The organism is Novosphingobium sp. (assembly GCF_037133355.1).
In the GTDB taxonomy this organism is placed as follows: domain Bacteria; phylum Pseudomonadota; class Alphaproteobacteria; order Sphingomonadales; family Sphingomonadaceae; genus Novosphingobium.
In genome coordinates this window covers 99,703-111,438 of record NZ_JBAXOI010000017.1, presented here as the reverse complement: position 1 = coordinate 111,438, position 11,736 = coordinate 99,703, and the positions used below count along the sequence as shown (strand labels likewise).

Below are 11,736 nucleotides of genomic sequence, written 5' to 3'. Positions count from 1 at the left end.
TTCCAATGGGCAGACTCTACATCAGATCGAGGGATCTTTCGGGGGGCAGGTCAGTTGCGATCATCGCGGCCAGCGCGGTGATGATCTGGCAGCCGCGCTTTGCTGCCGCGTTTGGCGAGATGATCCGGCACATGACGGTCGACAAGGGCGAGACACTCTCTGCGCTGCAACGCCGGTTCTGGGCCTGGCAGGGGCTCGATGCTTTCGTCAAAAGCGCAGGGATCGGCATCGGGCCGGGCAGTTTCCGCTCCTCCAGCCTTGCGACTGCAGTGCTGGGCTGCACCGGGGTAATTGGCGCGGCGGCGCTTTCGCTGCACTTCCTCAAGGCCTTCAGCCCGCTGCGCCAATCGGTCTGGACGCCTGTGGCCGACGAAGCGCTATCGACTGCGGCGGCCTGTTCCTGGGCAATGCTGATGGGCATCGCCATGGCCTCGATCTCCTCGGCCACATGCGATCCGGGCACCGACATCGCGTTCCTCGGCGGGGCGGGGCTCGCGCTGCGCCGCTGGCGCCCGGTGCCGCCCCCGGTGGCGGCGCCCAGTCCCCTCGCCGCGCCGCCGCTCGCGGTAAGTGCATCGACCGAACCCCTGATGCTGTGCCGCCCCGCCCCGGCGCCCGGCTTTGCCATGCAGGAACCCCTGATTCTCGATAGCACGCTGGAAATCGCCTGATCGCAGGGCGCCAGCTAGGTTGGCGCTCCGCCTCAGGGGCCTTCTCCGGTCCCGCCCGCGCCCGCAGCAAAGCGGTACCCGCCAGCAAGGAGGAAGGCCCGGATCGCAGGGTCTGTGGTGAGGCCAGCGGCGTTGGCGGCGGCAGCGGCGGCGGCGGTGGCATCACCGCAAAGCCAGTGAACGCGGGCGAGCGCGGCCCACCAGGGCTGGTAGGTGCGCGCGCCTGGCATGGCCTCAAGCTGGGCAAGCGCCGCATCGGGCGCGCCGTCCTCGGCATGGGCGACAGCGCGGGCGACCATGACACCGGTCGTCGGCGCAAAGGCGGCAAGCAGGTCGTATAGCCGGGCGAGCGGAGTGGTGAACCGTTCGCCGGTCATGCGCTGGTGAGCGTGGAGCGACTGGATCGCGGCCTCGGTCTGGAAGCGGCCCGGTTTGCCGAGCGCGGCGGCGCGGCGCAGCGCGGCTTCGGCTTCCACCACCAAATCGCGCGTCCACAGCGCTGGGTCCTGCAGATGAAGCGGCACGAAGGCGCCGTCCGGGCCGCGGCGGGCCGACTGGCGCGCCTCGCAGTGCAGGATCAGCGCGAGGAGGCCGAGCGCCTCGGGCTGCTCCGGCAGGAGCTCGGCGGTCAGGCGGGCAAGGAACAGCGCTTCGCCCCGCAGGCCCGCCAGCCTCGCATCAGCGCCGAGCGTATCGTCCCACGCGGTGCCATAAGCAGCGTAGATCGCGGCGAGCACGGCGCCGAGGCGCTGGGGCGCCTCCGCCATATCAGGCACGGCAAAAGCGATCCCGGCATCGCGGATCTTGCGCTTGGCCCGCACAAGGCGCTGGCCCATCGTCGCACCGCTGAGGAGAAAGGCGGCGGCGATCCGCGCGGCATCAAGGCCGAGCACCGTTTGCAGCATCAGCGGGGCCTGGGCATCGGGCTCGATCGCCGGGTGCGCACAGACGAAGAGCAGCGCGAGGCGTTCATCGCCGAACGGGCGCTCGGGGCGGTCGGCGCGTTCTTCGGCCAGCAGGGCGAGGACATCGGCGGCGCGGGTGGCGGTCTGCACCCGGGCGCGCTGGTGCCCGGCAGCGCGGCGCGCCGTCGTGAGCAGCCAGCCTTCGGGATTGGCGGGCACCCCCTGCACCGACCACTGCGCCAGCGCGGCGGCAAAGGCTTCGGCCAGCGTATCCTCCGCCGCCGCAATATCGCGGGTGCGCGCCGAGACGAGCGCGAGAAGCCGGCCATAGGAGGCGCGCGCCACCTGCTCGGCCATCGCGGCAGGCATGTGGCGCGCGGGCTCCATCGCAGGCTCAGCCAGCGGCCGGCGGGGCCATGACCGGGCGAATCTCCACCGAGCCTGCGCCGGCGCAGGGCGCACGCGCGGCCCATTCGAGCGCGGCATCAAGATCGGCAACCTCGAGCACGACATAGCCGCCAAGCGCTTCCTTGGTATCGGCGAAGGGACCATCGACGACATGGCGCGTGCCGTTTTCGACGCGCAGCGTGGTGGCGGTTTCGGGGGGCTGCAGCCCGTTGCCACCGACCATGGCGCCCGATTGCGCGATGGCGCCCATATAGGCCGACCAACTGCCCCAGTAGGCGCCGGCTTCAGCGGGATCAGTGCGCTTGTCGCGCTCGGCGGGGGTTTCGAGGAAGAGCAGGACGTATTGCATGGACTGGTTCCTTTGCGGGACTGGCCGGGCTTTCACCCGGCTGGCAGCACGGGCTGCCTGAACCCGTGTGCGGCGAGGCCGGCCGGTTTCGACAGACCCGCGCAAAAAATGTGCGGCAGCAGGCGGTGCGGGAGAAGGACAGGGGCGCGGGGTGGTGCCACGGTGTTCAAGGAGCGCGAAGAATGATGCCTTGAGCGCCGCGCAGAGGAAAGCCCTTTCAGGCCGCCCTCACCGCGCGGCCAGCGGGTGCATCAAAAGCCTCCGGAGGGCGCTCCATATGCCTCCGGCGGGCGCTCCATTTGCCTCCGGCGGGCAAGGGCCATGGGTCGGGACTTATAATCATAGCCAGAACATGACGATTGCGGCGATGGTGACGGTTGCTAGGTAGGTTGAGACCTTTCGGTCGTATCGCGTGGCGACGCGTCGCCAGTCCTTGAGGCGGCAGAACAGGCGCTCGACGAAGTGTTTGGTTCCGGGGTTTGATGGTGCGGGTTTGAAGTGAACCGCTGCGGTTCTTTTGTCCAGCATTTGCAGATGTATTCGTAGGGCGTGAGGCCCTTGAGGGTCTTCAGTCGTTTGGCGAAATTGTAGGCTGCCACGAAGTTGGCGAGATGCGCGCGCAGCTGGTCGTGGTTCTCGTAGTAGAAGCGCTTGACGGTTGCTTCCTTGATTGTCCGGTTCATCCGTTTGACCTGGGCGTTGGTGCAGGGGTGTCTGGGCTTGGTGGTTCGATGATCAATGTCGTTCCTGGCGCAGGCATATTCGAAGGCATGGGCTCGGAAGCGCTCGCCATTTGCCATGGCCTCCTTGATCAGCGGCACCGCCGATCCGCCGCCGCCTGGAGTGGTAAACTGGATGCCGTTGTCGGTCAGGACGGTGTGGATCTTGTAGGGGACTGCTTCGATAAGTCGGAGCAGAAAGTCGCGTGATGTCGCGGTTCGAGAGTTCTCGTGCAGTTCGACTAAGGCGAACTTGCTGGTCCGGTCGATCGCGACGAACATGTAGAGCTTGCCCTGTTCGGTGCGGACTTCGGCCATGTCGATATGGAAGTAGCCGATGGGGTATGAACTGAACTTGCTTCGCTTGGGCTTGTGACCATCGACCTCGGGCAGCCGGGAGATGTCATGCCGCTGGAAGCAGCGATGCAGCGATGAGCGCGTCAGGTCAGGGATCGTAGCCTGAAGGGCATAGAGGCAGTCGTCCAACGGCAGCAGAGTGTGCTTGCGGAAAGCGACGATCATCGCTTCTTCCTAGATGCTCAGCACCGTCGAATGGGCATCCTTGGGGCCTGGGCGAATGTCGGCCGTACTGCTCCGGCTCCGCCACTTGGCCACCGTCTTGGGGTTGATGCCGTGCCGCTTGGCGAGAGCCCTCAGGCTCTCTTGACTATCTTGTATTGCTCGACGGACTGCCGCTGTCGTGCTGGCGCTCCCGTGAAGAACTTGACCCACAGTGCATCCTTCCATTCCTGCTTGGATAATGCACCATCAAACCCCGGGACCAAACACCAGATGCCAAACGGTGCGCCCACCGCACAGAGTATCACGCGGTACAGCGCGGCGCTGGAATGGCTCTGAATCTGGCAACAAAAAGCCCGGCCGCGCAATCAAGCGCGACCAGGCTTTTTGTTCATTCATCAGGCAACGATCATAAAGTCCTTATAAGTCAAAGGTATGTGCGAGGTCGCGTCGTCCACGCCGATCTGCGCAACCTGGACCGGATCGGAATCTGTGCCGTTACCGTCAGCGTCATAATAGAGGGCGCCGCTGGCCTTGTCGTAGATGATGCGGACATCGGCGGTCGGCGCGGCGTCCGCGCCGTTCGCGGCATAGAACGCGGTCTTGTCGATCGGACCCTCGTCCGTGAATGCGGAGAAGATCGACATGTCGAGAACGATCTTGTCGCCTTCCGTGCGGGAGAAGTCGGTGATGACGTCGGCGTTGGTGTCAAAATCGGTGCTGAAGCGGAAGAGATCGGCACCGGCGCCGCCGGTCAGGGTGTCGAGACCGAGGCCGCCGTCAAGCGTATCATCGCCCGAGCCACCTGCGAGGCTATTGGCGCCCAGGTTGCCGACAAGCGTGTTGTCGAGCTTGTTGCCCGTGCCGCTGAGATCTTCGCCGCCAGTAAGGACGAGATTCTCCACGTTACGAGCAAGCTTGTAGTCGATCGAGGCGTAGACCGTGTCATCCCCGCGGTTGGAATACTCGATGACCTTGTCCCCGGCATTATCGACAACATAGCTGTCATCGCCCATGCCGCCGCTCATGCGGTCTGCAGTCGCGACGCCATCCGCGCCGGTACCACCATCAAGCAAGTCATCGCCCTGGCCGCCTTCAAGCCAGTCGTTTCCGCCACCGCCGTAGAGGTGGTCGTTGCCAGCAAAGCCATAGAGGTTATCCCTGACGGCGCTGCCGATGATCGTGTTGTCGAGTTCGTTGCCGTAGCCGGTATGAGCGCCAGTGCGCCCTTCGGCATTGGTGATCACAAGGTTTTCGACATTGTCGGCAAGGCGATAGGAGCGCAGCGACGTCATCACCGTATCGTTGCCCTCGTCACTGCCTTCAGTGACCCGGTCAACCGCGTTGTCGACGATGTAGAGATCGTCGCCAAGGCCGCCCGCCATCTTGTCAGCACCGAGGCCGCCATCAAGGAGGTCGTTGCCATCGCCGCCTGTCAGGACGTCCTTGCCTTCGTAGCCGTAGAGCTCGGCATCCGGCGTGTCGACGTCGTCGGCGGCGAGAACGTCGTTGTCGCTTGTGCCCTCAACCAACTCCGAATCCGAGACAGACACGGAATAGTTGACGTCATGCGTTCCCGAGCCGTCCGACACGGTGACGGTTACCAGATAAGGCGACGCGGCATCGGCGGCGGAATTGATCGGGTTTTCGAAATCGGTCGGTGCAAGGAACTGCAGAACGCCGGTTACGCGGTCGATCATGAAGAGTGCGGCGTCTTCGCCGCCCGAAATGGTATATTTGAACGCCGCCGAATTGTCGTCACTCGCAGCTTGCACAATAGTGACCGCGAGCGTGTTCTCGGCAATATTCAGCGCAACATCATCGACGCCGCCGTCGGAAGTGATGTAAATCGGAAATGCAATAGACATTGTTTTAAGCCCCTGCCTAGTTTAATTACCCCGGTGACTTTCATGAAACCCAGCCCTCACCCGCCCCAGATTGGTATCCAGACTCAATACAGATTCGGCGCGTTTTCGCCTGCACCAGAGCAGTTGCATTCCCGCTACAAATGTTTAATCCTTTGGCATTAATGCTTGGCGGGGGTCATCCGCCGTGAACCATGCCGTGTTACGGCGCCCCATGCAGCACACCCGGGATACCCCCCTCTCAGCCACCCCGCCTGTTAGCCTTCGCGGCGATGATATCCCGGTGTGCGCCAGGAAGAGCGCGAGGCGGCGGCCGGCCGGGGGTTTCGAGGAAGAGCAGGACGTATTGCATGGACTGGTTCCTTTGCGGGACTGGCCTGGTTTTCACCCGGCTGGCAGCGCCAGCTGCTTGAGCCCGTGTGCGGCGAGGCCAGCCAGTTTCGACAAACCCGCGCAAAAAATATGCGGCAGCAGGCTGCGCGGGAGAAGGACAGGGGCGCGGGTCCGGACTCATAATCATAGCCAGAACATGACGATTGCGGCGATGGTGACGGTTGCTAGGTAGGTTGAGACCTTTCGGTCGTATCGCGTGGCGACGCGTCGCCAGTCCTTGAGGCGGCAGAACAGGCGCTCGACGAAGTAGCGTTTAGCGTAGGCCAGTGCGGCCGCCTCGCTCTCTTCGATAGCGATTTCTACTGCGCGCTTGGCGGCGATCAACAAGGCGCGGGATCGGGCGCGGGCGGCAAATGCAGCTTAGACCATTGACTCGATAACGGATGAAACATGTGCGACAGCATCTGGCACGGGTATCGCGAGCAAATCACGCTCACTGAACCGGGGGGGGCTACGACCCATCCTGACACCACTTCGGAATGGTCTGGACCGGATAGGAGCGCAGGAAGATCATCAACGTTTCCGGGGCGATGCGATTTGCCTTTGGTCTAATCGGCTGCAGGACGATGAACTCGGATGATCCGAGCAACGGATAATCGTCCCCGGTCCGTACAACCGCTGTTTCCTTGAGGTAGGCGCGCAACCGCGACATAGCGACATCGCCATTGCGCAGCGTCTTTTTCAGGCTTCCGACCTCTTCGTAGGCAACTGACTACTTTTCATCATCAAGAATGGGTTCCAGCACGTCGGGCAGGTCGAAATTCCGCACGAGCAGGTCTGGGTCGGCTCGTGTTGGATAAAACATCTCGCGCAGCGACTTGAACCGTGCGCCAAGGAATTCGCCCGGCATCGCTGCGAGCGCATTAATTATATTTATTTTCAAATACATATGCTCGTATCCGCAAGCTGTGCCTTAAGCCCAATCTTCGCCCCCCACGCTTTCCTACACGGCGCAATTCTGCAACACTGCGCGGCCCAGCCCCCTTTGGCAGAGCACCCCCGCATGGCTCGATCGGTGAACCAGACCCTTGGCCCCATGATCGCCTTTTCCGATCAAAACCCCGCTACTGATCGAATACAATTATTCCCCAGGACCGTGTCAACCGTGTCAACCCCCTCCCATTATGGGACAGGCGCGGTCAACTTGACCGGGGGCAGGCGCGGTGCTGCACTGTGCGGGGCGGGCAAGCTGGGAGAGAGTGCATGATCACTGTCACGCGGATCGATGCTTCGGGGACGGCGCACCGCGTCTTGGTGCGGGGCCACGAATTTGTGGCCGACATGACCCCTGCGGAGGGCGCGGACAACGAGGGGCCCGATCCGCACGAGATTTATGACGCGGCGCTGGGGGCCTGCAAGGCGCTGACGGTGCTGTGGTTTGCGCAGCGCAAGGGCATGGCGCTGGAGGACATCGAAGTGGTCGTCACCCGCGATGCCTCGCGCGAACGCGAAGGCGTCTACCGCCTGCGCACCGCATTGATGCTGGGCGGAAACCTTTCCGCCGAGGAGCGCGCCGCGCTGCTGGCGGCGGCGGAGAAGTGCCCCGTCCACAAGCTGATGACGGCGGTGACGACCGAGATCGAGACGGTGCTGGTGGAGGTTTGAAGCGGCGGAGTTGCCCCTCCGTCAGCGCCGCGCTCTGCCGCCTCCCCATTTGTGCTTCGCAAGAATGGGGAGGGGTTTCGCGATTATTTGGCGGGGTTTGCAGCGGTCAGGGCGTCCCAGGTTTGCCAATCGATGGTGCGGCCGGGGTAGGCGACCTTGCGGAAGGGCCAGGCGGTTTCGACCCAGCGGGTGGCCCAGGCGGTGAGCTCGCGGTCGAAGCCGGCGTCGTACTCGGCCTTGGTCACCCAGATGCGCACGACCGCGTCGTAGCCGGGGACCGGGCTGGGCGAGATGTAGACGCAGCCGCGTTCGCGCGTGCCGTCGGGTGTGAGCACCGAATAAGCAAAGGATTCGCGGCCAGCAAAGCGGGCGGCTTCGGCCTGCATGTCGGCCATGGCCTCGGCGTCGGTAATGCCGGGATGGGGCCAGGCGGCCGAGCGGGTGAAGGTCTTCTGGAGGTGCTCGATCGAGGACATGTAGGCGTCGAAATCGATCTTCACGAGCGCGGGGCCGAGGGGGACGAGCTGAAAGCCCTTGCCTTCGATGCGCGAGGGGACGGGGAAATCGGTGGCGATGAAGGGGCGCGCGGCGGCGGGCGCTTCGGCGGCGGCGGGGCTGGCCGGGAAAGGCGCCGGGGCGGCAAGGAAAAGGGCGGCGGCGGCGGTGATGGTGCTGGGCTTCAAGGTCTGGGCTCCCCGGTCTTGGCAGCCGCAAGGTTCCATGATCACGAGGCGCGGGCAAGAGGGCTTTGCGGTCAGGCCGGTTTCGGCGGCATTTCGGACAGGAGCGCAGCGGCGCGGCGAAGCGCTGGGGCGAAAGGCCAGGCGGCCAGCAGCCAGCCAGCGGCAGCGGCGGCGAGCGGGAGGATGAGAGCGAGGAGCGGCGTGCCGCCGCCGGACAGCCGGTCTGCCGCGAGGGCCGCACCAAAGGCTCCGGCAAGGGGCAGCAGCACGAAGCGCGCGGCTTCGGCCAGCGCAGCCCGCTCCTCCCGCCGGAACGCCGCGAGCGCCAGCGCGGCGGCGGCAAGCACGGCGACGAATGTGGCAGCAAGCGCGGCGCCCAGCGCTCCAAAGGGCGCGGCCAGCACAGTAAGCGCGGCGGTGGCCAGGGCTGCGGCGGTCTGCACCGCGAGGACGCGGCCCTGCCGGTCTGCCACGACAAGCGCGGCGGTAGCGACCGCGCTGACGAGCGAGGCCATGCGCGCGAGGCAGAACACCGCGACGATCGGGCCCGCAGCCGCCCAGGCCGGGCCCAACGCGAGCGGGACCACGCGCCCGGCAAAGAGCGCGAGGACCGCCAGCGCCGGCCAGCCCAGCACGCCGAACAGCCCGCACAGGCGCAGCCAGGCGCCGGAAGGCGCCTCACCGCGCGCCCGCTGCGCCGCGAGCGTGGTCAGCGCGAGCATGCCGGCAGGCTGGACAAACATGTCCGCCAGCGCGGTGACCATGCGGTTGGCCGCACGGTAGAGCCCTGCGGCGGCAGGGGAGAAGACCATGCCGAGCACGAGATCGCCGCTGTAGTTGGCGAGGAAGCCGACGAGAACAGAGCCAAAGCGGCTGGCCGACCAGCTGAGGACCGCCCTGATGCCGCCGGGCCTCGGCCAGGCAAGCGTCAGCCGCGGGCCAAGACCGCCAAGCGCCAGGACGAGCAGCACGACGCGCATGTAGATCTGCGCGACGAGCGCCCAGAGCCCCCACCCGGCGAGCAAAAGGCCGATCGCGGCGAGCCCCGCGCCGGTTTCGGCCAGAACGGTGATGGCATAGTAGCGCCGTACCGCGCCAGCGCGCAGCATCAGCGATTCGGCAAAGGCGGCGAGCGCGGCGCACAGGACCGAGGGCGCGAGCGCGAGGATGACGGGCGCCACGCCGCCGCCCCGGAACAGCACCGGTGCGGCAAGACCGAGCGCGACCAGCAGCAGCGTCCACCCCGTCGCAACGAGGGCCGTGGCGGCCAGGCAGGCGGCGGCGACCGGGCCCTCGCTCTCTTGCGGGGCCTTGATCAGGTATTCGAACGGGCCGGTATACTGCATGGTGCGCGCGAGCATGACGAGCGCGCCCGCAATCGCGAAAATGCCGAAATCGGCGGGCGCGAGACGCCGCGTGGCAACGAGCGTGACCGCGACCATGGCGATCTGGCCGCTGACCCGCGCGGCCATGGCGATCAGGGCGGTACCGCTACCGGCTCGGGCAAAGCGGGCAAGGCGCGCTCTCACGGCTGCTGCGCCAGATCGCACAGCAGAGCGAACAGCGTCTGACCCGCGCGCGCCCAAGTGTAGCGCCGCGCCTGTGCCGCGCCGGCAAGGACGAGCGGCAGACGCGGCGTGGCAGCGAGTTCAGCCAGCGCGGCACGCCAGCCGGCAGGATCATCCGGTGCGGCATAGCGCACCGCATCGCCGCAGATTTCCGGCACCGCGCCGCAGGGCGCAGCTACCACCGGACAACCGCACAGCATCGCCTCTACCGGAGGCAGCCCGAACCCTTCGGTGCGCGAGGGGAACAGCAGCGCCTCGGCGTTTTCGTAGAGCGCGCGCAGCGCGGCATCGTCGGCAGCGCCCGCGAAGATGGCATCGGGGGGCGGAGCAAGGCCTGCTGCCTCAAGCGCCGCACGCGGGGGACCGACGACGACGAGGCGCAAGGGGGCAATCGCGCCGGCGGCGAAGGCGGCGAAGACCACCGCGTTGTTCTTGTAGGCCTTGGGGCTGCCGAACAACAGCGCATAGCCGCGCGGGGCAAGGCCAAGGCGGGCGAGCACTGCCGGATCGGCAGGCGCTTCGAGAACGTGATCGGCGCCATTGTGGAGCACATCGGCCTCCCGGTCACCGGTGATGCCGCCGCGCAGCAGTTCCTGCGCGGAGAAGGCCGAGACGGTGAGCACGCGCGCGCTGGAACGGGCCATGAGCGGGGTCAGCAGGCGGTAGCCAAGCCGCTGGCGCCAGGGATAGGAGCTGTCTGCCCTGAGGAATTGGGCATCGTGGAGCAGCGTGACCTTGGGCCGATGCACGACGGGCGCGAGATTGGCGAGATTGACGAGAAGGCCGCCCGCCGCGAGCCGGGGCAAGCGCCATTGCTCCCACGCCTGGCTGGCGGGGCGATCATCCTCGATCACCTGGATCGCGGCAAGATCCAGCCCGCCGGCACAACCCCTGGGGACAACGAGGGCGAAAGGCGGATCGCCGCTGCAGTTCCGATAAGCCAGTACGGCGTCAACCTCACGGATCAGGCGCGCGGCGACGCGGTGGACCCCGCCAAGGCCACCGGCGCGAAACTTTCCGTTGAACACCACGCGGCGCAAGTGCGCGCTCACATCTGTTCGATCTTGCGCGGATCGATCCTCCCGCGCGCCCAATCGGCCAGCGCACGCATATTGCCGGCGAGGCGGCCGGCACGGTCTATATGGGGTTCGGGGAACGCGGCGCGAAGCAGATTGGCGGCAAGGTTTTGCCAGAACAGGCGCCGGGCAAGCCAACGGGGGATGGTGCCCTTGCGCAAGAGGTAGACAAGATTGGCGACCTGCGAATAGCCAAGCCGCCGCCCCGATGTGCGCCCGCCGCGCGAACCGAGATGTACGCCCGTGACCCGCCCGCTCGACACCAGCTTGCCGCGCCGGGCGAGGCGCACAGTGAGGTCGATATCCTCCATCCAGCCGTATAGCGGCAGCGCCTCGTCAAAACGCAGGCCGCGAGCCTGCGACAGGCGCAAGGCCATGTTGCACCCGTAGAGCGCGGTGCGCGCGGTGAGCGCGGGATCGAGCCCGGCGGCATCACGCGCGATGAGGGCAAGGGCCTGCTCGATGGTGAAGCCGCCCCGGCGCACCCCGTCGGCCACGAGATTGCCGGTGATGCCGACAATCGCGGGATCGGCGAGGAATATCCCCTCTATCGCGGCAAGGTAATCCGGGGCCATGACGAAATCGTCGTCGAGAAAGAGCACGACATCGCAGCGCCCTTCGAGCAGATCGAGCGCGTGGTTGCGCTGGCGGCACAAGCCGCGCGGGGAAAGCGCGAGTTGGGGGCACACCGGACTTTCTCCGGCGGTGCCGAAATCGACCTCTCCCGGGGCGACGATGATTACCCCGTCGGGCTGCCTGGTCTGCGTGGCGATGAGATCGACCGTCTGGCGTAGGAGCGCGGGGCGGCCCACGGTGGCGATGCAGATGTGAATGCGCAGCATGGAATTCTTAGTGCCCCCTCGAGCCACCCCTCTGGTGGCCGCCCCTTCCTAAGCGCCGCGCCCGCTCGCGCCCACGAACGTTGTCTCCGAACTCGACCGGTTAGCGGGCGCGAGATGGGCGGAGGGGGTGCTA

Annotated in this window: 9 protein-coding genes and 4 pseudogenes; 2 read left to right on the top strand and 11 right to left on the bottom strand. The window is 66.2% G+C overall.

The window, feature by feature from the left end:
• A pseudogene (locus tag WCL10_RS16170) lies at positions 1–671 on the top strand (hypothetical protein); the annotation flags it as partial.
• A 32-nt stretch (positions 672–703) separates the two neighbouring features.
• On the opposite strand, the gene WCL10_RS16165 reads toward WCL10_RS16170, so the two are convergent.
• The 7 genes and pseudogenes from WCL10_RS16165 to WCL10_RS16135 form a co-directional block, all read right to left on the bottom strand.
• Positions 704–1,963, bottom strand: a complete 1,260-nt coding sequence (locus WCL10_RS16165) for a DUF6596 domain-containing protein (RefSeq protein WP_336896692.1) — start codon at positions 1,961–1,963, stop codon at positions 704–706.
• Between the two features lie 7 nt (positions 1,964–1,970).
• Positions 1,971–2,333, bottom strand: a complete 363-nt coding sequence (locus WCL10_RS16160) for a YciI family protein (RefSeq protein WP_336896691.1) — start codon at positions 2,331–2,333, stop codon at positions 1,971–1,973.
• A 339-nt stretch (positions 2,334–2,672) separates the two neighbouring features.
• Positions 2,673–2,798 (bottom strand): annotated as a pseudogene (locus WCL10_RS16155) (IS5/IS1182 family transposase); the annotation flags it as partial.
• Positions 2,799–2,812: 14 nt separating this feature from the next.
• Positions 2,813–3,784, bottom strand: a pseudogene (locus tag WCL10_RS16150) (IS481 family transposase); the annotation flags it as partial.
• A gap of 185 nt (positions 3,785–3,969) precedes the next feature.
• The gene (locus tag WCL10_RS16145; RefSeq protein WP_336896690.1) at positions 3,970–5,439 is read right to left on the bottom strand and encodes a hypothetical protein; all 1,470 of its coding nucleotides are present in this window, start codon (positions 5,437–5,439) and stop codon (positions 3,970–3,972) included.
• 513 nt (positions 5,440–5,952) lie between these two features.
• Positions 5,953–6,072, bottom strand: a pseudogene (locus WCL10_RS16140) (IS5/IS1182 family transposase); the annotation flags it as partial.
• A 469-nt stretch (positions 6,073–6,541) separates the two neighbouring features.
• Positions 6,542–6,679, bottom strand: a complete 138-nt coding sequence (locus WCL10_RS16135) for a hypothetical protein (RefSeq protein ID WP_336896689.1) — start codon at positions 6,677–6,679, stop codon at positions 6,542–6,544.
• 353 nt (positions 6,680–7,032) lie between these two features.
• Between WCL10_RS16135 and WCL10_RS16130 the strand changes: the two genes are divergently transcribed.
• Entirely contained in the window at positions 7,033–7,434 is a 402-nt protein-coding gene (locus tag WCL10_RS16130; protein ID WP_336896688.1) for an OsmC family protein, read from the top strand.
• Positions 7,435–7,517: 83 nt separating this feature from the next.
• Here WCL10_RS16130 and WCL10_RS16125 read toward each other — a convergent pair whose 3' ends face one another.
• The 4 genes from WCL10_RS16125 to WCL10_RS16110 form a co-directional block, all read right to left on the bottom strand.
• A complete protein-coding gene (locus tag WCL10_RS16125) occupies positions 7,518–8,117 on the bottom strand; it encodes a twin-arginine translocation pathway signal protein (RefSeq protein ID WP_336896687.1) in 600 nt (199 codons plus the stop codon).
• Between the two features lie 71 nt (positions 8,118–8,188).
• Entirely contained in the window at positions 8,189–9,646 is a 1,458-nt protein-coding gene (locus WCL10_RS16120) for an oligosaccharide flippase family protein (protein ID WP_336896686.1), read from the bottom strand.
• On the bottom strand, positions 9,643–10,737 hold the full coding sequence (locus WCL10_RS16115) for a glycosyltransferase family 1 protein (RefSeq protein ID WP_336896685.1): 1,095 nt from the start codon (positions 10,735–10,737) through the stop codon (positions 9,643–9,645). Before WCL10_RS16115 ends, WCL10_RS16120 begins: the two co-directional genes overlap by 4 nt.
• Positions 10,734–11,603, bottom strand: a complete 870-nt coding sequence (locus WCL10_RS16110) for a glycosyltransferase family A protein (protein ID WP_336896684.1) — start codon at positions 11,601–11,603, stop codon at positions 10,734–10,736. The genes WCL10_RS16115 and WCL10_RS16110 overlap by 4 nt, the downstream gene beginning before the upstream one ends.
• Positions 11,604–11,736: the final 133 nt, after the last annotated feature.